Raw genomic sequence first — 21456 nt, forward strand, 5'->3', positions numbered from 1 at the left:
AAGGGCGATGTTAGGCTGACCTTCCACCTCGCGCCTCCCGGGCTTGGCCGCAAAGACCCGGTCACGGGCAGGCCGGTGAAGAGCGCTTTCGGCTCATGGATGATGGGCGCATTCCGCATCTTGGCGAAGTTGAAGCGGCTGCGTGGCACCGCGCTGGACGTCTTTGGCCGAACCGCCGAACGCCGCATGGAACGCCAGCTCATCCTGGACTACAGGACTGTCATCGAACGCCTCATCGCCTCACCACAACAGCTGGATGGCGCGATCGCGCTCGAACTCGCCGAACTTCCGCAATCCATGCGCGGCTTCGGCCATGTGAAGGAGGCGAATGTCGCCAAGGCCAAGGCGCGGGAGGCCGAGTTGCTGGCGGCCCTGTCAGCCAGCGTGGTCCGCAAGGCTGCAGAGTAGCATCACCTTCGCCGCCGCCAAATCATTCCTAAATGTTTAGTCCCCGCTTGTCCTCAGCCGCCCGATGACATTCGCTGCGATCCGTGCCGCGGTGAAGGCAGCTGTCTTCATCCGGTCGCGCAGCGGCACGAACTCCACCATGCAGAAGCCCGCGATGCGCGCCTTGGCTGCCACGCCTGAGACAAGATCGGTTACCTGTGTATAGCTCAAGCCGCCAGGCGAGGGGTAGGCGACGGCCGGCATCACGCTCGAGTCGAGCGCGTCGCAGTCGAGGCTGATCACGCAGTCGCAGTCTTCCGGAATGTGCTTCAGGACCTCTTCGACGCCCTTGTGATGGATGGCCCGCGAGGTCACGATGTGCGCGCCCCAGGTCATCGCGTCGCGCACCTCCTGTTCGCGCGCGCTGCCGAGCCCGCGGGCGCCGGCCTGCACGATCCGCCAGACGTGGCCGTGCTCGGAGGCGCGCCGCATGGTGGAGGAGAACCCCATGCTTTCTCCCTGCCGGTCGTTGCGCCAGTCGATATGTGCGTCGATCTGCAGGATGACGATGGCCGGCTGGTTCGAGAAGGCGGCGATGAACGGAATGGGGACCGAGTCGTCTCCGCCGAACATGATCGGCACGGCTCCCGCCTCGAGAATGCCGCGCGTGGTGCTTTCGATCAGCTGGCGGTTGCCGGGACCGTCCTGTGGTTTTGTCTTGAGGTTGCCGAGGTCGCAGACCGCCTGGCCGTGCTTGAGGAGTGGTCCGCCCAGGTCCCAGTCCCAGTGATCGAGCCAGTCGATGTCGTCGCACAGCGCCATGCGAAATGCATCAGGTGCGCCGCGGTGGAGACGGTTGTCGATGCCGGGATAGGGCGTGCCATGGGGTGCGCCGAAAATCGCCGCGGTGAAGCCTGCCGGCGATTGCGCACGGGTTGAGCCCATGAATGGGGGAGTGGTGGCGGGAGGGGCCATGGCGTCAGCTCGTGTCCTTCAGGCGGCGCGGGTTTTGCAGTCATCGTCCCGCCGCGGCCTCATGATGCGATGCGGCGGGAGGGTGAGACATAGAGTGGTCTGGCCGCCCGGTCCACTTTCGATCGTCAGCTCCGCGCAATGCAACTGTGCCACGCGATGGGCAACAGGAAGTGCAAAGCCCGTCAGGCCATCAAGCGTCAGCTCCGGGGTGAAGGAGCTATCCCGCACGCGGCGCGCGGATGCTGCGGTCATACTGGTCACGCGGATGGCGAGCAACGTTTCCCCGAACTGGCGAAAGCTGATCGAGACAATGCTGCCCCGGGGCGCCCGTCCTGCAGACCAGAGCACCATGCCGGCGACGGCGTCGCGCAGGCGGCTGGCGTCGCAGCGCAGTTCCACCCCTTCGAGCAGCCTCGCCACCAGCACCACATCGGCCCGCTCGGCGGCCACGCGGCAGAGGCTGAGCGCCGCCTCGACGAGTTCGGCGGCATCGACCTGCTGTTCGACGAGGCGGATGCGTCCCTGCTCATGGCGCACGAAGTCCTGCAGGTTGGAAACAAAGCGGGAGAGGTCCTCACTGCCTTCGAGGACGAAGCGGCTTGCCGTGGGGGCCTCCGGGCCGCGGCATGCCCGCACCTCATGCACCAGAAGTTCGGAGAAGCCGGTGATCGTGTTGAGCCCATCCTTGAGCGTGGCCGCCACCTCTTCGAGCAGGCGCAGCTCCGGCTGATCCGCCGGCTCCTCCGGAGGGAGATGCTTGCGGCGCTCATGACGCCAGGCGGCAAACCCGGCCGCGGCCGCGCACAGCAGCAGGCCGGCGCCAACTCCGGCCTGCCGCACATCGCCCGCGAGGTAGGCCGGAAGCGCGGCGGAGAGCAGGCACAGGGCGATCGCGGCGGCGGCAAAGCCCCTGGCCCGTTGTGACTTTCCAGGAAACATTCCCGGTTGCCGCCTTCCCGATGATCCGAAGGTCCTGAACGAAATTGCCGCAAGTATGATCTTTTGGCATTTTCAAGCCGTTAACGGCAGAGTAGTGACTGCACGGCGCGCCGCGGCGGCTGAAGAGGACGGTTCTGGACATCATGAATGTACTTCCCCCCGGTCATCCGCCGTTCAAGGTGGGCAAGGTTGGCGTTCTGCTGATCAATCTCGGCACGCCCGAGGGCACTTCCTATTGGCCCATGCGCCGCTATCTGAAGGAGTTTCTCTCCGACCGGCGGGTGATCGAGGTGAATCCCGTGCTCTGGTGGGTGCTGCTCAACGGCGTCATCCTATCCACCCGCCCGACCAAGAGCGGCCACGCATACGAACAGATATGGAACAAGGAGCGCAACGAGTCCCCGCTCAAGACGATCACCCGGTCCCAGGCCGAAAAGCTGGCGGCCCGCTTTGCCGACCTGCCGCAGGTGATCGTCGACTGGGGCATGCGCTACGGACTGCCGCCGACGAAGGAGCGTATCGAGGCGCTGAAGGACCAGGGTTGTGACCGGATCCTGCTGTTCCCGCTCTATCCGCAGTATTCGGCCTCGACCACCGCGACGGCGCTCGACAAGGCCTATGACGCATTGAAATCCATGCGCTGGCAGCCGGCGATCCGCACCGTTGCGCCCTATTTCGACAATGATGCTCATATCGAGGCGCTGGCGCAGTCGCTCGAACATCACCTGAAGACGCTCACCTGGGAACCGGATGTGATCCTTGCGTCCTTCCATGGTCTGCCGAAGGATTACTTCATGGCGGGCGATCCCTATCATTGCCACTGCATGAAGACGGCGCGGCTCCTTGCCGAGCGCATGAAAATGCCGCGCGAGAAACTGAGGGTCGTTTTCCAGTCGCGTTTCGGCAAGGCCGAATGGCTGCAACCCTATGCACAGCAGACGGTGGAGGAACTCCCCTCAAAGGGCGTGAAGAAACTGCTGATGATCACGCCTGGTTTCGCCTCGGATTGCGTTGAAACCCTCGAAGAGGTGGCGATCGGCCTGAAGGAGACCTTCGAGGAGGCGGGCGGCGAGGAGTTCTCCGTGGTTCCATGCCTCAATGATTCTGAGCCTTCGATCACCATGATGGAGCGGATCGTCCGCAACGAGATCCAGGGCTGGGTGTGAAGGGCTTGACTTGCTGCGGCCCCCGACCGACATAAGAGAGGTGCGGTAACAGCCTCCGGGGGAGCTTTGAAAGATGCTTGAGGGCCTTGGAATACTCGTGCTTGCAATCGTTGCGGTGGTTCTTTTCTATCTGCTCCGTGCGATACGGATGGTGCCGCAGGGCTACAATTACACGGTGGAACGCTTCGGCAAATATGTCCGTACGCTGGAGCCGGGGCTGGGGCTCATCGTCCCCTTCATCGACCGGATCGGCGCCAAGCAGAACATGATGGAGCAAGTGCTCGACATCCCCTCGCAGGAGGTGATCACGCGCGACAACGCCATGGTGAAGGTCGACGGCGTCACCTTCTATCAGATCGTCGACGCGCCGCGCGCCACCTATGAGGTGCGCGACCTCAACAACGCCATCACCAACCTGGTCATGACCAATATCCGCACGGTGATGGGCTCGCTGGACCTCGACAATCTTCTCTCTCAGCGCGACGAGATCAATCTCAGGCTTCTCAATGTGGTGGACCAGGCGACACAGCCCTGGGGCGTCAAGATGAACCGCATCGAGATCAAGGACATCGCACCCCCGCGCGACCTGGTGGAAGCCATGGGCCGCCAGATGAAGGCGGAACGCGACAAGCGCGCCGCCATCCTCGAGGCCGAGGGCCTGCGCGCTGCCGCCATCCTCAAGGCCGAAGGCGAGAAGCAGTCGGTTGTGCTCGAGGCTGAGGGCCGCAGGGAAGCAGCCTTCCGCGATGCTGAGGCGCGCGAGCGCTCAGCGGAGGCGGAGGCGAAAGCCACCGAAGTCGTTTCGGCTGCCATCGGTGCTGGCGGCGCACAGGCGATCAATTATTTCGTCGCCAACAATTATATCAAGGCGCTGGAGAGTCTTGCCTCTGCGCCGAACCAGAAGGTTTTGATGATGCCGCTCGAGGCCTCGTCCTTCATCGGATCGATCTCCGGCATTGCGGAGATCGCCAAGGAGGCCTTTGGCGGGCAGACCCCGGCGCCACCGCGCCGCCGCGGCAGCGTGCCTGAGTCCGGACCCGGCATTTAAGAGCGGAAAGGCCTTAAAGTGGAACAGATCTTTCCCGTGCTTGGCCAGTGGGCGTGGTTCGTGGTGGCAGCTGTTCTGCTGATGCTGGAACTGATCTCTCCCGGCGTGTTCTTCATGTGGCTGGCGATCGCCGCAGCCGCCACCGGCATCGCGGACTATTTGCTGGACCTGCCGTGGCAGGCGGAGCTGCTGCTCCTCGCCGTCCTGTCAGCGGCCGCGGTCTTCTCGGGCCGGCGCCTCTATAACGGCGGCGGCATGGAGCCGGCCGACAATCCATATCTCAATCGCCGGCAGATGGGATATGTGGGCCGTACCTTCACGCTGAAGGAGCCGATCCTCGACGGGCGGGGCAAGCTCACGATCGAAGACACGGTCTGGGAGGTCGAAGGCCCCGAACTCGCCTCTGGCACGCGCGTGAGGGTGACTGCTGTCAAGGGCATGAGCCTGATCGTCGAGCCGCTCTGAGCGGGTATCAGACCAGGCCGATCCGCAGCAGGTCATGGATGTGGATGAGGCCCACCGGCCGCTGCTCCGCATCGATGACGAACAGGCTCGTGATCTTGAGATCGTTCAGCTGGGCGAGCGCTTCTGAGGCGAGCGCGTCAGGACTGATGGTCTTGGGCGCACGGGTCATCACGCTTCCCGCGCTGCGCTTCAGCAGGTCCGGCGTCATGTTGCGGCGCAGGTCGCCGTCCGTCACGATGCCGGCAAGACGGTCCTGCTCATCCACCACGCCGAAGCAGCCATAGCTGCGCCTCGTCATCACGATCAGCACGTCCGACATCGGCAGGGCTTCCGGCCCGAGCGGCAGCTCCTCGCGCGGATGCATGATGTCGCGGACATGCTTCAGCTGTGCGCCGAGCTTGCCGCCCGGGTGGAACTTGCGGAAATCGAGCGCACTGAATCCCTTGTCTTCCAGCAACGCCATCGCCAGCGCATCTCCCAGTGCCAGCTGCAGCAGGGTGGATGTGGTTGGCGCGAGCCCGTTGGGGCAGGCCTCCCGGGCGCGCGGCAGCGGCAGCACAATGTCCGCTTCCTTGCCGAGCGAACTCTGGGGTGCGGAGGTGATGGCGACCAACGGCACCGAGAAGCGCCGCGAATAGGTCAGGATGTCACGAAGCTCCGGCGATTCGCCCGAGTTCGAGATCATGATGACCACATCCTCCGCCGTGATCATGCCGAGATCGCCATGGCTGGCCTCTGCCGGGTGCACGAAGCTCGCCGGCGTTCCGGTGGAGGCGAGTGTTGCCGCGATCTTGCGGGCGATGTGGCCGCTCTTGCCCATGCCCGTCATCACCACGCGGCCCTTGGCCTCGCGGATCACCTGCACGGACTTTTCGAAGGCATCGCCCAGCGGCCCATCCAGCGCCGCGATCAGTTGCTGCATGCCCTCCGTCTCGATGACCAGCGCACGGCGGGCGGAATCGCGCCACTGCGCGCCCGGCGGAGTGGGGGTCATGGAGCTGTTCTGCATGCGCGGGTTCTAGAGCATGATCCGCAGACTTGGAAACCACTTTTGCGGATCATGCTCTAGAGACCACCGTTCTCCGCCAGGATCTTCTTCAGGGCGGCGCGAAAGCCTGGGCCCACATCCGGCCGGTCAAGCGCCAGGGCCACGTTGGCGGCGAGGAAACCCACCTTGTCGCCGCAATCATAGGTCGTTCCGCGGTACTGGAGCCCATAGAAGGGCCGCTTGCCCATCAGCCGGATCATAGCATCGGTGATCTGGATCTCGCCGCCGGCGCCGGGCTCTTGCCTTTCGATTTCTGCGAAGATGCCGGGTTCGAGGATGTAGCGCCCTGAAATGATCAGGTTCGAAGGCGCGTCTTCCCGGCGCTTTGGCTTTTCCACCATGCCGGTGATGGTGAAGGCATTGCCGTTCCAGTCTTTGGCGCCCACCACGCCATAGCGGCTCACCTGTTCCCAGGGAACCTCCTCCACCGCCACGACGTTGCCGCCGCCCTGGCCTTCATAGACGTCGATCATCTGCCTGAGGCAGCCAGGGCTGGCATGCATCACCATGTCAGGCAAGAGAAGCGCGAAGGGCTGATCGCCCACGATCTGGCGCGCGCACCATACGGCATGTCCCAGCCCCAGCGGCTCCTGCTGGCGGGTGAAGCTCGCCTGACCGGCCTTCGGCAGGTCACGGGCCAGGGCTTCCAGTTCCGCCGTCTTTCCCCGCGCCGCGAGCGTCGCCTCAAGTTCGAACTGCTTGTCGAAATGATCCTCGATCGCCGACTTGCCGCGCCCGGTCACGAAGACGAAGTGCTCGATGCCTGCCTCCCGCGCCTCGTCCACCGCGAGCTGGATGACCGGCCGGTCGATGACGGTCAACATCTCCTTCGGCATCGCTTTGGTGGCAGGCAGGAAACGCGTGCCGAGCCCCGCAACCGGAAAAACCGCTGTCTTGATCGAACGCACCATGAATGAACCCCTTCAACCCGCTCTTTGCCAAGCCGCGTCAGATTATTCCGGTTTTTGGTTTTGGCAGCGGCGAATCTTGGCTACACTCTACCAACTGGAGATTTCAATGACCATTCTTGTAACAGGCGGCGCGGGCTATATCGGCAGTCACATGGTTCTGGCACTGGTGGAGCTGGGCGAGGAGGTTGTCATCCTCGACAATCTCTCGACCGGCATGTGGTGGGCCATCGCACCCCCGGCGAAACTCGTCGAAGGCGACATCGGTGACGAGGCGCTGCTCGACGCGCTGATGGCGGACCACAGCTTCGACGCCATCATCCATTTCGCGGGCTCGATCGTCGTGCCGGATTCGATGCGCGATCCGCTGGGCTATTATCTCAACAACACAGTCAAGTCGCGCCAGCTCATGGCGTCCGCCGTGAAGGCGGGCATTCCCCGCTTCATCTTTTCCTCGACGGCCGCGGTCTATGGCAACGTCCCCGCCGAAGCCGTGTTCGAGGACAGGGCACCCGCGCCCGTCTCACCCTATGGCGCCTCGAAGTTGATGACGGAGTGGATGCTGCGTGATTCGCACGCCGCCTACGGGCTTCAATACGTGGCGCTGCGCTATTTCAACGTGGCCGGGGCTGACCCGCAGGGCCGCATCGGCCAGTCGACGCCCAAGGCCACGCATCTGATCAAGGTCGCCTGCCAGACTGCCCTGGGCCAGCGCCCCGGGCTCGAGGTCTATGGCACAGACTATGACACCCCCGACGGCACCTGCCTGCGCGACTACATTCATGTGAGCGACCTGATCGCGGCGCATGTCGATGCCCTCACCCATCTTCGCAAGGGTGGTGAGAGCGGCATCTTCAACTGCGGCTATGGCAAGGGCTATTCGGTGCTGGACGTCATCAAGTCCGTCGAGCGGGTGAATGGCGCGCCTCTTGACGTCAATTACGGGCCTCGCCGCGAAGGCGATCCTGCGGCGATCGTCGCGGGCGCTGAGCGCGTACGCGCAGTGCTCGGCTGGCAGCCCAGATATGAGAACCTGGACTTCATCGTGGAAACCGCGCTCAACTGGGAGAAAAAGCTTGCCCTCCGCAACGCCACCGCCTGATCTGCTCCTGCCTGATTGAGGCCGCAATTCGCGGTTCAATGGCATGGCCGCGGGGACTTCCTGATTTGCAAGCACCAGCCGAAGGGACGCCATGAACAGACGCCATTTCGCCTCGCTTCTTGTGGCAGCTCCGCTGTGGTCCATCGCCGGGCCGGGGCCAGCCCATGCGGATGCCAAATTCCAGGCCTTCATTGAGAATTCCCTGTGGCCCCGCGCCAAGGAGGCGGGGATTTCGCGGTCTCTCTTCGATGCCGGCTTCAAGGGCATCACCGCCCCCGATCCCGCGGTCTTGAAGCTCGCTGCGAACCAGCCCGAATTCACCTCCACGACAGCTGCCTATCTCGCCAAGGCCGTGACGCCGATCCGTATCGAGACCGGGCAGACGAAGAAGGCCGAGGAGGAAAAGCTGCTCGCCGCCATCGAGAAGAAATACGGGGTTGACCGGCACATCCTGCTCGGGATCTGGGGCATGGAATCCAATTTCGGCAAGGACAAGGGCTCGATGAGCGTCATCCGTTCATTGGCCACTCTCGCCTATTCCGGCCGCCGCAAGGCCTATGGCAATGAGCAGCTCATCGCCGCCTTCAAGATTCTGAGGCAGGGCCTCGTGAAACCGGACAGCTTCACCGGCTCCTGGGCGGCAGCCATGGGGCATACGCAGTTCATCCCCACCTCCTATCTGTCCTATGCGGTGGATTGGACCGGCGATGGCAAGAAAGACATCTGGAACGCGCGGCAGGATGCGCTGGCCTCGACCGCCAATTACCTCGCCAAGGCCGGCTGGAAGCCGGACCGGCCCTGGGGCTGGGAGGTGACACTGCCGGATGACTTCGACAAGGGCCTCATCGGCCGCAAGCACTGGCGCAGCGTGGCCGAATGGCAGAAGATGGGCATCAGGCGCGCCGATGGCGAAAACTTCGGCGCGCGCGATGCGGAGGCCTTTGTCATGGTGCCGCAGGGCGTCAAGGGTCCGCGCTTCCTGGTGACGAAGAACTTCCTTGCCATCATGGATTACAACATCTCGCATTCCTATGCGATTGCCGTCGGCCACCTCGCGGATCGCATCCGCGGTCAGGGGCCGTTTCTGGCGGCCTGGCCTGATGTCAACATCGACCTGAGCTTCGAGCAGCGCGTCGAATTCCAGAAGCGCCTGACTGCACTGGGCTTCTCGACCGGCGGCAGCGATGGCCGCTTTGGCGCGCGCACCTATGAGGCCGTCATTGCCTACCAGAAGCGGGAGGGCCTGCCGCTCGATGGCCAGCCGTCCGTCAAGCTGCTGCAGCATATGCGCAAGAACGGTTCATGATCTTCAGGGCCATCGCCATCGCAGTGCTGCTGTTCGCCGTATCGTTGACGGCCTCGGCCCAGGAGCCGGAAAGGCCCGTGACGCGGGTTCTGGTTCTGGGCGACGCCATCGGCGGCGGTCTTGGCGCGGGGCTCATGCGGATCGCAGAGGCCTCAGGCGAGTATGAGGTGTCAAACCGCTTCAACGAGCAGTCCGGCCTCGCCCGTCCTGAAGTTTATGACTGGCCCGCCACCGTTCCCAACATACTGGGCAGCAATGCCTATGACGTTGTCGTGGTCATGCTTGGCGCAAACGATACCCAGTCAATCCGGCTGGACGGCTTGCGTATCCCCTTCGGCGCGGAGGGCTGGCCGGAAGCATATGCCGCCCAGGTCGACCGCCTGCTCTCCGAACTCTCGGCATCCGGCGCACGCGTGATATGGGTAGGCCCACCGCCCATGCGCGATCCCGAGTATGACGCGGCCGTCAGGGACATCGCCGCCATCCAGCGTGAGCGCGCGGAGGCGAACGGCTTCACCTTCATCGACATGCGGACGGAACTGTCGGATGCGAGCGGCCAATATGCCGAGACCGGTCCTGATGACACCGGCATGGTGAGACGGCTGCGCGGCCGGGACGGCATTTCTTTCTACAAGGCCGGTAACAACCGCATGGGCCAGATCGTGCTCGCCGCCATCGTCAGCAGCAGCGATGCCCCCGCACAGCAAGCATCCGGTCAGCCTCCTCAGGACGCGGCTGAGCAGACGCCCCAGGTGCCGCTCTTCGGCCAGCTGCTCATGAATGGTGAAACCTATACCGTGCAGCCCGAAGGCGTCACTGCCAATGCCGTGATGCTGACCTCAGCCGGCCTCAGCGGCGAGGCTGCATTGAAGGCCCTGCGCGACATCGCCCCTGAAGGCAGCAGTGCCGAAAGACTTTTCAAGCGCGGGGAAGCGCCATCAGCTCCCGCTGGCCGCGCAGATGACTTCTCTGCGCCGGCCCCTTTTCCTTGACGTCCGGAAAGTGCCGGAACGGCAGTCTCACATTACCGGGGCAGGGTTGTCTCGCCCATGAGATATTCATCCACCGCATGCGCTGCCTGGCGGCCTTCGCGGATGGCCCAGACGACGAGCGACTGGCCACGGCGCATGTCGCCGGCTGAGAACACCTTCGGGATCGAGGTCTTGTAGTTCATCACATTGGCCTCGACATTGCCGCGGCCGTCGAGCTTCACCTCGAGCGACTTCAGCAGGCCGTCGTGCATCGGGTGCACGAAGCCCATGGCGAGCAGAACGAGATCAGCCTTGAGGTCGAATTCCGAACCGGGAACTTCCTTCATCTGGCCGTCGACCTTCACGCAATGCAGCGTCTTCACCTCGCCGTTCTCGCCAGAGAAGGACTTGGTCATCACCGAGAAGTCACGCTCGGCACCTTCCATGTGGGAAGAGGAGGTGCGCATCTTCAAAGGCCAGTTGGGCCAGGTGAGAAGCTTGTTTTCCTTCTCCGGCGGCTGCGGCATCACTTCGAGCTGCGTCACCGTCAGTGCACCCTGGCGCACCGAGGTGCCGATGCAGTCAGAGCCCGTGTCGCCGCCGCCGATCACCACCACATGCTTCTGCACGGCCAGGATCGGCCGGTTGTCCTGCGGCGGCTCCTTGCCGACGCGGCGGTTCTGCTGCGGCAGGAAGTCCATGGCGAAATGTATGCCCGCCAGATCACGCCCCGGAATGGCCAGGTCACGCGGCTTCTCGGAGCCGCCTGAGAGAACGACGGCATCGAAGCTGTCGATCAGCTGCCTGGCATCCTGTGTTACGCCGACATTGACGCCATAATGGAAGGTCACACCCTCCGCCTCCATCTGCGTGAGACGGCGGTCGATCAGGTGCTTTTCCATCTTGAAGTCGGGAATGCCATAGCGCAGCAGGCCGCCGGCGCGTCCGTTCTTCTCGAACACATGCACGCTGTGACCCGCACGCGCCAGCTGCTGTGCCGCAGCGAGGCCCGCGGGGCCGGAGCCGATCACGGCCACCTTCTTGCCCGTCTTGTCGCGGTAGGATTCCGGCTTGATCCAGCCATGCTCCCACGCCTTGTCGACGATGGCACATTCGATGGTCTTGATGGTGACGGGCGTGTCCTCGAGGTTCAGCGTGCAAGAGGCCTCGCAGGGGGCGGGGCAGACGCGGCCGGTGAATTCGGGGAAATTGTTGGTGGAGTGGAGATTGCGCGAGGCCTCCTCCCAGTCGCCCAGATAGACGAGGTCGTTCCAGTCGGGGATCTGGTTGTTGACCGGGCAGCCGTTGTGACAGAACGGAATGCCGCAGTTCATGCAGCGCGCCGCCTGTGACTTCACCGCCTCTTCCGAGAGCGGGATCACGAACTCATGGTAGTGCCGCACACGGTCGGCGGCCGGTGTGTACTTCCGGTCCTGCCGCTCGATCTCGAGGAAACCCGTAACCTTTCCCATCTTATGCGCTCCTCTTGACGCCGATCGTCATGCCATCGCTGTGCTTTTGTGCCTCTTCGAGTTCCTTGAGTGCGCGGGCATATTCGACCGGCATCACCTTCACGAACTTCGGCAGATAGGCTGCCCAATTGTCGAGGATCGTCTTGGCACGCGACGACCCTGTGTACTTCACATGGCGCGTCAGCAGTTCCCACACGCGCTCAGCATCATTGCGGTCCATCTGCGATGTCACGTCCACGAGGCCGTGGCTGATCAGGTCTCCGCTCGCATGCAGCAGCTTCTCGGTGGTCTTCTCCTCCGCCGGAACCGGCTGCAGGTCGACCATGGAGAGGTTGCAGCGCTTGGCGAAGTCGCCCGCCTCGTCGAGCACGTAAGCCACGCCGCCTGACATGCCCGCCGCGAAGTTGCGGCCCGTGTCGCCGATGACCAGCACCACGCCACCCGTCATATATTCGCAGCCGTGGTCACCCACGCCCTCGACCACGGCAACGGCGCCTGAGTTGCGTACCGCGAAACGCTCGCCCGCCACACCACGCAGGTAGCACTCGCCGGTGATCGCGCCATAGAGCACCGTGTTGCCTGCGATGATGGAGGTCTCCGGCTTGAAGCCGATCTTCTCATGCGGGCGGACGATGAGCTTGGCTCCCGAGAGGCCCTTGCCGACATAGTCGTTGGCCTCGCCCGTCAGTTCCAGCGTGACACCCTTCGCACCCCATGCGCCGAAGCTCTGCCCGGCGATGCCGGTGAGCTTGACCATGATGGTGTCCTCAGGCAGGCCGGCATGGCCATAGCGCTTGGCCACCTCGCCTGAGAGCATGGCGCCCGCGGTGCGGTCATAGTTGTGGATCTTCGTCTCGATCACGACCTTTTCGCCGCGCTCCAGCGCAGGCGCTGCTTCCGCAATCAGCTTGCGGTCGAGGATCTTGTCGATGCCATGGTCCTGCACCGTCACGCGCTTGGTGGCGATGGGGCCAACCACATCCGGCTTGGCGAAGATCTTCGAGAAGTCGAGGCCACGCGCCTTCCAGTGCGCGATCGCCGTCTGCTGGTCGAGGAAGGCCGTCTCGCCGATGAGTTCGTCGTAGTTGCGAAGGCCCATCGCCGCCATCAGCTCGCGCACTTCCTCCGCCACGAAGAAGAAGTAGTTGATGACATGCTCCGGCTGGCCCTTGAAGCGCTTGCGCAGCTCCGGGTCCTGCGTGGCAACACCGACAGGGCAGGTGTTGAGATGGCACTTCCTCATCATGATGCAGCCAGCCGCAATCAGCGGAGCGGTCGCAAAGCCGATCTCGTCAGCACCCAGAAGTGCGGCGATGACCACGTCACGGCCCGTGCGGATGCCGCCGTCGGCCTGCACCGCGATGCGGCCGCGGAGATCATTCGTCACCAGCGTCTGCTGCGTCTCGGCCAGGCCGATCTCCCACGGGAGACCGGCATGCTTGATGGAGGTGAGCGGAGAGGCACCCGTGCCGCCTTCATAGCCCGAGATCGTCACATGGTCCGCATGCGCCTTGGAGACGCCCGCGGCCACCGTGCCGACGCCGACCTCGGAGACGAGCTTCACCGAGACCTGTCCGGCCGGGTTCACGTTCTTGAGGTCGAAGATCAGCTGGGCCAGGTCTTCAATCGAATAGATGTCATGGTGCGGCGGGGGCGAGATGAGGCCCACGCCCGGCGTCGAGTGGCGCACCTTGGCGATGGTGGCATCCACCTTGTGGCCGGGCAGCTGGCCGCCTTCGCCGGGCTTGGCGCCCTGCGCCATCTTGATCTGCATCATGTCGGAGTTGACGAGATATTCCGTTGTCACACCGAAGCGGCCGGAGGCCACCTGCTTGATGGCGGAACGCATGGAGTCGCCATTGGCCATCGGCTTGAAGCGGTCTGACTCCTCGCCACCCTCGCCGGTGTTGGACTTGCCGCCGATGCGGTTCATCGCAATCGCCAGCGTCGTATGCGCCTCGCGGCTGATCGAGCCGAAGGACATCGCACCTGTGGCGAAACGCTTCACGATGTTGGCGGCAGGCTCAACCTCGGAAATGTCGACGGGCTTGCGGCCCATCTCCTCGGCGGTGCGGATGCGGAAAAGTCCGCGCATGGTCTTCAGCCGCTCGGACTGCTCGTTCACCGCCTTGGCGAAGGCGACATACTTGTCCTTGGCATTGCCGCGCACGGCATGCTGCAGGTTGGAGATCGTGTCGGAATTCCACACATGCGCTTCACCGCGGATGCGCTGGGCGTAATCGCCGCCCACGTCGAGCGCTGCGCGGAACACCGGGTTCTCGCCAAAGGCATTCTCATGCCGGCGGAAGGCTTCTTCCGCGATCTCGAGCAGACCAACGCCCTCGATCTGGGTCGCCGTGCCGGTGAAATACTTGCTTACGAAGTCGGAGGAGAGGCCCACCGCATCGAAGATCTGCGCGCCGCAATAGGACTGGTAGGTCGAGATGCCCATCTTGGACATGACCTTCAGAATGCCCTTGTCGACGGCCTTGATGTAGCGCTTAACCGCTTCGTAGCCCGTGATCTTCTCCTCGAGCGTGGGGAGCATGTCCTCCAGCGTCTCGAAGGCGAGATAGGGGTTGATGGCCTCGGCGCCATAGCCTGCGAGTGCGCAGAACTGGTGCACCTCGCGCGCTTCGCCCGTTTCCACAACGAGGCCCACCTTCGTGCGCAGGCCCTTGCGGATCAGGTGATGATGCGTGGCAGACGTCGCCAGCAATGCCGGGATCGGCACGCGCTCGGCGGAGACGGCACGGTCGGACAGGATGATGATGTTGTAGCCATCCTTCACCGCGCGCTCGGCCAGCGCACACACGCTGTCGAGGGCCGCTTCCATGTAGTCGTGACCGTTCGCCACATCATAGGTGATGTCGATGGTGGCGGTGCGGAACGGGTTGTCGGCCACCGCGCCGATGGTGCGGATGCGCTCCAGGTCGTCATTCGTCAGGATCGGCTGGGCCACCTCGAGGCGCATGTGCGTCGAGGTGCCCTTGAGGTCCAGCAGGTTGGGGCGCGGCCCGATGAAGGAGACGAGCGACATCACCAGCTCCTCACGGATCGGGTCGATGGGCGGGTTCGTCACCTGCGCGAAGTTCTGCTTGAAATAGGTGTCGAGCATCTTGGGCCGGTCGGACAGCGCCGAAATCGGCGAGTCGTTGCCCATGGAGCCCACGGCCTCCTGGCCGGTCTGGGCCATCGGCGCCATCAGAACCTTCAGGTCTTCCTGCGTGTAGCCAAAGGCCTGCTGACGATCCAAAAGCGCCACGGTGGACGTTGCGCGCTTCGTCTTGGAGGCGGGCAGGTCCTTCAGCACGATCTGCGTGCGCTTCAGCCACTCCTTGTAGGGGTGCGCGTTCGAAAGCTGCTTCTTCAGCTCCTCGTCCGAGATCATGCGGCCCTGTTCGAGGTCGATGAGCAACATCTTGCCCGGCTGCAGCCGCCACTTGTGGGTGATGTGCTCTTCCGCGAACTGCAGGCAGCCCATTTCGGAGGCAAGCAGAATGTGACCGTCATCGCTCGTCATGTAGCGCGAAGGCCTGAGGCCGTTGCGATCCAGCGTGGCGCCGATCATCTTGCCGTCGGTGAAGACCATGGCGGCGGGGCCGTCCCATGGTTCCATCAGGGCTGCGTGATATTCGTAGAAGGCGCGGCGGTCCTCGTCCATCAGCGGGTTGCCAGCCCAGGCTTCGGGGATCAGCATCATCATGGCGTGGGGAAGCGAATAGCCGCCCATGGTCAGGAATTCGAGCGCATTGTCGAAGCACGCCGTGTCCGACTGGCCTTCGTATGAAATGGGCCAGAGCTTGGAGAGGTCCTCGCCCAGGATATCGGAGCGCATGTTGGCCTGGCGCGCGGCCATCCAGTTGTAGTTGCCGCGCACCGTGTTGATTTCGCCGTTGTGGCACACGAAGCGATAGGGGTGGGCCAGCGGCCAGGAGGGGAAGGTGTTGGTCGAGAAGCGCTGGTGCACCATGGCGAAGGCGGACTCGACGCGGCCGTCCTCAAGGTCACGGTAATAGGCGCCCACATCCTTGCCGAGGACGAGGCCCTTATAGACCAGCGTGCGGGCCGAGACGGAGACCGGGTAATAGGTCTTGGCCTTCGCACCCAGCACTTCCAGCACGCGGTTCGACACGACCTTGCGGCAGACGAAGAGCTTGCGCTCGAAATGGGCCTCGTCGCGGATGGTGGGGCCGCGGCCAATGAACACCTGGCGGTGCACGGGCTCCGTGCCCTTCACCGAATATCCGAGTACGGAGGAATCGACGGGAACGTCGCGCCAGCCGAGGACCTTCAGGCCCTCTTCGCGCGTCGTCTCCCACCAGATGCGTTCGATGTCCTGGCGGTAGACGGGCTCGCGCGGCATGAAGAGCTGGCCCACGCCATAATGGCCGGCGGCGGGAAGTTCGAAGCCGATGCGCTTGGCTTCTTCCGTGAAGAAGGAATGCGGGATCTGCAGCATGAGGCCCGCACCGTCGCCCGCCTTGGGGTCGGCACCCACGGCGCCACGATGCTCGAGGTTCTTGAGGATGGAGAGGCCATCCGCGATCATGCGGTGGCTCTTCTTGTTGTGGATGTTGGCGATCAGCCCGATGCCGCAGGCATCGTGTTCGTTGCGCGGGTCATAGAGACCATGCGCTTCGGGAAGTCCCTCTGGCCGGTATTGAATGTTCATGGCCGTCGCCTTTCCTTCTTCCTCGTCCCACCTTAAACCCACGCCGGTCCTGATTGAACCTGGTGGTGCCGTCTTGTTCTGTTGCGCAGGGGTGTCGATCTTCGCCGGTTGGGCCCTGAAGGCCCCGGAACCCGGGCGGGCGATCAAACTCCTGGGCGGTCGTCCTGCCCTGAGCCTCTCGCCCGTTACTTGCGTTTGCGGAGCGTTGCCCGTGGCATGCAAGCAGCGTCAACGGCCGGTTTGGCCGTCGTATTCAGGGTCTTTGTGGTCGTATTCCGGAGCATCCGGGGTCCACTTGCCTTGATTAACACCGCGAAAGGACAGCGACACTGTCCTATCTTCTTATGGCAGAATGGGGGGCACCACGCAAGGAAGGAATCAGACCCCTGCCAAATGGCCAGATGATTCCACTGTTGAGAATTCCCGCAATTGGGATAATCTCTCAGATATGAAACTGGCGACGTTGATGGATGACAGCATCGAAATGCGCATCGCGCAACGCATCCGTTCGCTGCGCACCGAGCGGCAGTGGCCGCTGGAGGAACTGGCCAGCCGCAGCGGGGTGAGCCGCGCCAGCCTGTCGCGCATCGAGAATGGCGAGGTCAGCCCCACCGCCGCCGTGCTCTGCAAGCTCTGCACCGCCTTCGGCCTCACCCTGTCACGCCTGATGGTGCTGGTGGAGGAGGGGTTCACACCCCTTCTGCCGCGCGGCTCCCAGGTCACCTGGACCGACCCCGATACGGGCTACCAGCGCCGTGCCGTTTCCCCGCCCGCCCTTGGCCTGTCGGGAGAGGTGGTCGAGTCGATGCTCAAGCCCTCCACCCGCATCGCTTATGAGCAGCCGCCGCGTGCCGGCCTCGAGCATCACCTGGTGATGCGCGAAGGCGCACTGACGCTCACCGTGGGTGGCGTTGCGCATGACCTGGCGCCAGGTGATTGCCTGCGCTACCGGCTCGACGGCCCGAGCCTGTTCGAAACGCCCGCCCACAGCGGCGCGCGCTATCTGCTGTTCATGGTGTGAGGTGAAAATGGACATCCGCCGCGGCGATCTCTCCGACCAGCGCATCGTGGCGTTGCTGAAATATCACTTCGACAAGTGCCACGCGGAATCCCCGCCGGAGAGTTGCCATGTCTTCGACATCACGCGGCTCGCCGTGCCCGAGATCGACTTCTGGGCCGCATGGGAGGCTGACGCGCTGCTCGGTGTCGGCGCCATGAAGCCGCTCGACGCCACGCATGGCGAGGTGAAGTCGATGCATACGGCCGAGACGGCGCGGCGGCGCGGGGTGGCCAGCGCCATCCTCAACCACATTATCGCGTCATCGCGAGAGCGGGGGCTCACCCGCCTCAGCCTTGAAACTGGGTCCTACGGATACTTCCTGCCGGCGGTTGCTCTCTACACGTCCCACGGCTTCACGGAATGCCCGCCGTTTGGCGATTACCGGCAGGATCCCAACAGTCTTTTCCTCACCCTGGCCCTGTGAGAAGGGGCAGGGCGCCCTTCCACACAACGTAAAGCCCCGTCATGATCACGAAGAGTGCGAAGGCGGATGCAAGGCGTCCCTTGGCCTTGCCGAGATGCCGTCCGGCGAAGGTGCCGGTCAGGCCTCCCAGCACGCCACCTGCGATGAAGAAGCCAGCGATCCGCCAGTCCACCAGGCCTGAGAGCGCGTAATTCGAGGCCGTCGTTGCCCCAAAGGCGGTGACGGCCACAAGCGAGGTGCCGATGGCATTGGCAATCGGCATGCCCGTTGCCAGCATCAGCCCCGGCACGATGAGGAAACCGCCGCCAATCCCGAAGAAGCCCGACAAGGCGCCCACCGCAAAGCCAATTGCCAGCAGCAGTGGCAGGAGCTGCCGCGCGGTTGAGAAGCTGAGGCGCACATCGGGGTTTCCCTCGGCATCCTTCTTGAGGAACATGACGGTGCCGACAACCACCATCAGCACGCCGAACAGCGCCAGCAGCTGATCGCCAGGCATTCTGATGGCGAGTGAAGAGCCAGCGACGGCGCCGGTGATGCCGGCCGCCGAGAACGCCACGGCGCAGGGCCATTTCACCCTGCCGCTTCGCGCATGGTTCACCACATTGGCCAGCGCCGAAAGTGACACCGCGATGGCGCTGGTACCGATCGCCAGGTGGGTTGAGCCAACGCCCACCACATAAAGCAGCAGGGGAACCGCGATGATCGAACCACCCCCGCCGACAAGCCCCAGGACGAAACCGACAAGCCCACCGGAGGCAGTCGAGAGCATGTCTTGCAGGTCAACGAACAAGGCCGGCACTCCTGAGGCTGCCATCCGGCCGCGATCGGTCTCTTGCCCGGCCCGATTGCTGCCAGAAGCGGCAACCCGGCTTGCGCCGGGTTCGCGGCTCACACTTGCTGCAAGTCACCCCCGCGAAACCGGGTAGCCGGCAGCCTTCCACGCCTCGATACCGCCATCGAGGATATAGACGTCGGCGTCGGTGCAGGCGGCCAGTGCCTGGGCATTCATCCGCGTGCGCGCCCCCGACTTGCAGTGGAAGACAACGGCGGGCGCCCCGGTGATCGCACTGTCACCAATGCGCGAGAGAGGTTCATTGCGCGCACCGGGGATGTTCTCGTCCCTGAACTCGTTCACCTCCCTGATATCGACCAGGGTGGCGCCCTGGTCGACCAGCTTCTTTGCCTCAGCGGCCGTGATGTGCTTGAGCTGCATAATGTTCCGTTCCTTCAGCAGTAGATGGTCTTGAGGGTGGAGAGGATCTCACGCACGCGGGGATCGCTCACGCGATAGAAGACCTGTTGCGCGTCGCGGCGTGTTCCAACGATGTTTTCTTCCCGCATCTTGGCAAGATGCTGGGACAGGGCGGACTGGCTCAGCCCCACCTTGACGGTGAGCGCCATGACGCTCATCTCTCCCTGTTCGAGGAGCCTGCACAGGATCATGAGACGCTTCTCGTTGCCGAGCGCCTTTAGCATGGCGGCGGCTTCGGATGCCTTTTCCTCAAAACCTTCGAGGGTCATGTCGCGCAACGGTTTGGCCATACGGCTTCCTCTTTAGACCTTGCTAATTTAGATTATTCTAATATGATGTCAAGCGACATTGGCCCCGGAAGGATTTGACCATGACCAAACCCATCATCCACGCCTTCTTCGATGAGCCGACCAATACGGTGAGTTATCTGGTCGCTGATCCGGAAACGAAGCGGGCAGCCGTGATCGATCCCGTTCTCGACTATGATCACAAGTCGGGCAAGGCCAATGTCAAATCCGCCGATGCCATTCTCGCCAAGGCGCGGGCGGAGGGTTTTACGATCGAACGTGTGCTCGAAACCCACGTCCATGCGGACCATCTCTCGGGCGCGCCTTACATCAAGATCAAGACCGGGGCGAAGGTGGCGATCGGCGAGCGCATCAAGGAAGTTCAGAAGATCTTCCGCGCCGTGTTCAATGCCTTGGACGTCTCAGGCGAAGGCTCCGAATTCGATATCCTGTTCAAGGACGGGGATAGGTTCAGCATCGGCAGCCTGACGGGGGAGGTCATTGCCACGCCAGGCCATACCCCGGCTTGCGTCTCCTACAGGATCGAGGATGCGGTGTTCGTGGGCGATACCATCTTCATGCCGGATTACGGCACCGCGCGGGCTGACTTTCCCGGCGGCGACGCCCGCACCCTTTACCGTTCCATCCGCAAGCTCATGGCACTGCCGCGAGAGACGCGGCTGTTCATGTGCCACGATTACCTGCCGAAGGATGGCCGCACCCACTTCGCCTGGGAAACCACGGTGGGCGAAGAATTCGACCGGAATGTCCATGTCCATGATGGCATCACGGAGGAGGATTTCGTGAAGATGCGCACCACGCGCGACGCGACCCTCTCCGCCCCGACGCTTCTGATGCCGTCGATCCAGGTCAATATGCGGGCGGGCCAGCTTCCACCGGCGGATGCCAACGGCGTGCACTATCTCCGCGTGCCGATCACGCTTTTGCAGTAGACCCCCTGCACGCCGCAACATCGCGGGGGGAATGCAGAGGGCGCAGTCAGAAACAGCTACGCACCGGGCCGATTTGCTTTATCATGCAAAAGATTCGTGACACCGACCCGTCTCCCTGGATCAATGGCCATTTCTCCCAACCTTCGCGGCATCGGCGCCGTCATTCTTGCAACGGCCGCTTTCGTCGCCAATGACACCTGCATGAAGCTGGCGCTGTCGGATTCGCCGCCTTTCCAGGTGCTTGTCATGCGCGGCATTGCGGCGCTGCTGTGGTGCCTGCCCGTGATCCTTGCGGTGGGGCTGATCCGCGAACTGCCCAAGGCCTTCAATCCCTGGGTGGTGCTGCGCTCCCTGAGCGAGGTGGCGGCGATCCTCTGTTTCATTAGCGCGCTCGGGCATATGCCCATCGCCGACGTGACGGCGATCGCGCAGATTGCCCCGCTCCTGGTGCTGCTCGGCATGTGGCTTTTCTTCGGCGAGAGGGTGGGCAGCCTTCGCCTCGGTCTCGTCGGGCTCGGCATCACGGGCGCGCTGCTGGTTGCCCAGCCAGGCGGTGAGGCAGCCTCACCCTTTGCGATCCTCGGCTTCTTCACGGCGGTGGGGGCGGCGGGCCGGGACATCCTTTCGCGCAAGGTGCCAGCCCGTACACCTGCGCTGGTGGTCACCTTTTCCACCCTGCTGATCGTCATGCTCGGCGCCGCTCTCATGTCCTTTCTTTTCGAGACGCAGGTCCAGCCGACGTTCAGGCATGGCTGGCTGATGTTCATTGCCGGATTTTTCCTCATGTGCGGCCATTCCCTCGTGTTCATGGCCTATCGCATCGCGCCGGCGCGCGTGGTGGCGCCATTCAACTATTCCTTCATGATCTGGGCCGGCCTCTCGGGCCTTCTCGTCTTCGGTGATGTGCCGAATGGACTGGCGCTTGCGGGCATGGCGCTGATTCTCGCAGCGGGCCTTGCCGTGGTGCTGCTCGAGGGCCGCTCACGCCAGGGCGGAACGGCGCCGGTGAAGGGCTGAG

Annotated in this window: 20 protein-coding genes; 11 read left to right on the plus strand and 9 right to left on the minus strand. The window is 63.6% G+C overall.

All coding sequences use genetic code 11. The features are described 5' to 3' along the window. Positions 1 to 408: DUF6537 domain-containing protein (locus ACILRA_RS03250; RefSeq protein ID WP_395660657.1), on the plus strand; the 408-nt coding region annotated here is incomplete at its 5' end. Between the two features lie 36 nt (positions 409 to 444). On the opposite strand, the gene ACILRA_RS03255 is transcribed toward ACILRA_RS03250, so the two are convergent. Continuing rightward, the gene (locus ACILRA_RS03255; protein ID WP_395660658.1) at positions 445 to 1362 is read right to left on the minus strand and encodes an arginase family protein; all 918 of its coding nucleotides are present in this window, start codon (positions 1360 to 1362) and stop codon (positions 445 to 447) included. 18 nt (positions 1363 to 1380) lie between these two features. Beyond that, a complete protein-coding gene (locus ACILRA_RS03260) occupies positions 1381 to 2301 on the minus strand; it encodes a sensor histidine kinase (RefSeq protein WP_395660659.1) in 921 nt (306 codons plus the stop codon). 143 nt (positions 2302 to 2444) lie between these two features. On the opposite strand from ACILRA_RS03260, the gene hemH reads away from it, so the two are divergent. From hemH to ACILRA_RS03275, 3 genes are all read left to right on the plus strand, one after another. After that, the gene (hemH, locus tag ACILRA_RS03265; RefSeq protein ID WP_395660660.1) at positions 2445 to 3467 is read left to right on the plus strand and encodes a ferrochelatase; all 1023 of its coding nucleotides are present in this window, start codon (positions 2445 to 2447) and stop codon (positions 3465 to 3467) included. Between the two features lie 73 nt (positions 3468 to 3540). Beyond that, positions 3541 to 4515 carry an SPFH domain-containing protein gene (locus ACILRA_RS03270; protein ID WP_395660661.1) on the plus strand — a complete coding sequence of 325 codons (975 nt, stop codon included), beginning with the start codon at positions 3541 to 3543 and terminating at the stop codon, positions 4513 to 4515. 18 nt (positions 4516 to 4533) lie between these two features. Then, positions 4534 to 4980, plus strand: a complete 447-nt coding sequence (locus ACILRA_RS03275; RefSeq protein ID WP_395660662.1) for an NfeD family protein — start codon at positions 4534 to 4536, stop codon at positions 4978 to 4980. A gap of 7 nt (positions 4981 to 4987) precedes the next feature. Here ACILRA_RS03275 and ACILRA_RS03280 read toward each other — a convergent pair whose 3' ends face one another. Then, positions 4988 to 5974: an SIS domain-containing protein gene (locus tag ACILRA_RS03280; RefSeq protein ID WP_395660663.1), complete on the minus strand. Its 987-nt coding sequence runs from the start codon at positions 5972 to 5974 to the stop codon at positions 4988 to 4990. 71 nt (positions 5975 to 6045) lie between these two features. Continuing rightward, entirely contained in the window at positions 6046 to 6939 is an 894-nt protein-coding gene (gene galU, locus ACILRA_RS03285) for a UTP--glucose-1-phosphate uridylyltransferase GalU (RefSeq protein ID WP_395660664.1), read from the minus strand. A gap of 106 nt (positions 6940 to 7045) precedes the next feature. Here galU and galE point away from each other — a divergent pair, with 106 nt between their 5' ends. The 3 genes from galE to ACILRA_RS03300 all read left to right on the plus strand — a co-directional run bounded on the left by galE (position 7046) and on the right by ACILRA_RS03300 (position 10336). Next, positions 7046 to 8038 (plus strand): UDP-glucose 4-epimerase GalE, encoded by a 993-nt coding sequence (gene galE, locus ACILRA_RS03290; RefSeq protein WP_395660665.1) that lies wholly within the window; start codon positions 7046 to 7048, stop codon positions 8036 to 8038. A gap of 91 nt (positions 8039 to 8129) precedes the next feature. After that, a complete protein-coding gene (locus ACILRA_RS03295; protein WP_395660666.1) occupies positions 8130 to 9344 on the plus strand; it encodes a lytic murein transglycosylase in 1215 nt (404 codons plus the stop codon). Further along, positions 9341 to 10336, plus strand: a complete 996-nt coding sequence (locus ACILRA_RS03300) for a DUF459 domain-containing protein (protein ID WP_395660667.1) — start codon at positions 9341 to 9343, stop codon at positions 10334 to 10336. Before ACILRA_RS03295 ends, ACILRA_RS03300 begins: the two co-directional genes overlap by 4 nt. Before the next feature lie 32 nt (positions 10337 to 10368). Here the strand turns inward: ACILRA_RS03300 and ACILRA_RS03305 are convergent, their stop codons facing one another. Together ACILRA_RS03305 and gltB are read right to left on the minus strand one after the other, a co-directional pair. Next, on the minus strand, positions 10369 to 11787 hold the full coding sequence (locus tag ACILRA_RS03305) for a glutamate synthase subunit beta (protein ID WP_395660668.1): 1419 nt from the start codon (positions 11785 to 11787) through the stop codon (positions 10369 to 10371). Between the two features lies 1 nt (position 11788). Then, positions 11789 to 16462 carry a glutamate synthase large subunit gene (gltB, locus tag ACILRA_RS03310; RefSeq protein ID WP_395660669.1) on the minus strand — a complete coding sequence of 1558 codons (4674 nt, stop codon included), beginning with the start codon at positions 16460 to 16462 and terminating at the stop codon, positions 11789 to 11791. 466 nt (positions 16463 to 16928) lie between these two features. Here gltB and ACILRA_RS03315 point away from each other — a divergent pair, with 466 nt between their 5' ends. Both ACILRA_RS03315 and ACILRA_RS03320 read left to right on the plus strand, forming a co-directional pair. After that, a complete protein-coding gene (locus tag ACILRA_RS03315) occupies positions 16929 to 17483 on the plus strand; it encodes a helix-turn-helix domain-containing protein (RefSeq protein WP_395660670.1) in 555 nt (184 codons plus the stop codon). Positions 17484 to 17490: 7 nt separating this feature from the next. Further along, positions 17491 to 17946 (plus strand): GNAT family N-acetyltransferase, encoded by a 456-nt coding sequence (locus tag ACILRA_RS03320; protein ID WP_395660671.1) that lies wholly within the window; start codon positions 17491 to 17493, stop codon positions 17944 to 17946. Here the strand turns inward: ACILRA_RS03320 and ACILRA_RS03325 are convergent. From ACILRA_RS03325 to ACILRA_RS03335, 3 genes are all read right to left on the minus strand, one after another. After that, the gene (locus ACILRA_RS03325) at positions 17930 to 18760 is read right to left on the minus strand and encodes a sulfite exporter TauE/SafE family protein (protein ID WP_395660672.1); all 831 of its coding nucleotides are present in this window, start codon (positions 18758 to 18760) and stop codon (positions 17930 to 17932) included. The genes ACILRA_RS03320 and ACILRA_RS03325 overlap by 17 nt on opposite strands. A 90-nt stretch (positions 18761 to 18850) precedes the next feature. Further along, positions 18851 to 19159, minus strand: coding sequence for a rhodanese-like domain-containing protein (locus ACILRA_RS03330; RefSeq protein WP_395660673.1), 309 nt, complete (start codon positions 19157 to 19159; stop codon positions 18851 to 18853). 14 nt (positions 19160 to 19173) lie between these two features. Then, a complete protein-coding gene (locus ACILRA_RS03335) occupies positions 19174 to 19488 on the minus strand; it encodes an ArsR/SmtB family transcription factor (RefSeq protein WP_395660674.1) in 315 nt (104 codons plus the stop codon). 80 nt (positions 19489 to 19568) lie between these two features. On the opposite strand from ACILRA_RS03335, the gene ACILRA_RS03340 reads away from it, so the two are divergent. Next, entirely contained in the window at positions 19569 to 20438 is an 870-nt protein-coding gene (locus ACILRA_RS03340) for an MBL fold metallo-hydrolase (protein ID WP_395660675.1), read from the plus strand. A 123-nt stretch (positions 20439 to 20561) separates the two neighbouring features. Further along, positions 20562 to 21455, plus strand: a complete 894-nt coding sequence (locus ACILRA_RS03345; protein ID WP_395660676.1) for a DMT family transporter — start codon at positions 20562 to 20564, stop codon at positions 21453 to 21455. The last annotated feature ends 1 nt before the right edge of the window (position 21456 follow it).

This window comes from Aestuariivirga sp. (assembly GCF_044239095.1).
Classification (GTDB): domain Bacteria; phylum Pseudomonadota; class Alphaproteobacteria; order Rhizobiales; family Aestuariivirgaceae; genus Aestuariivirga.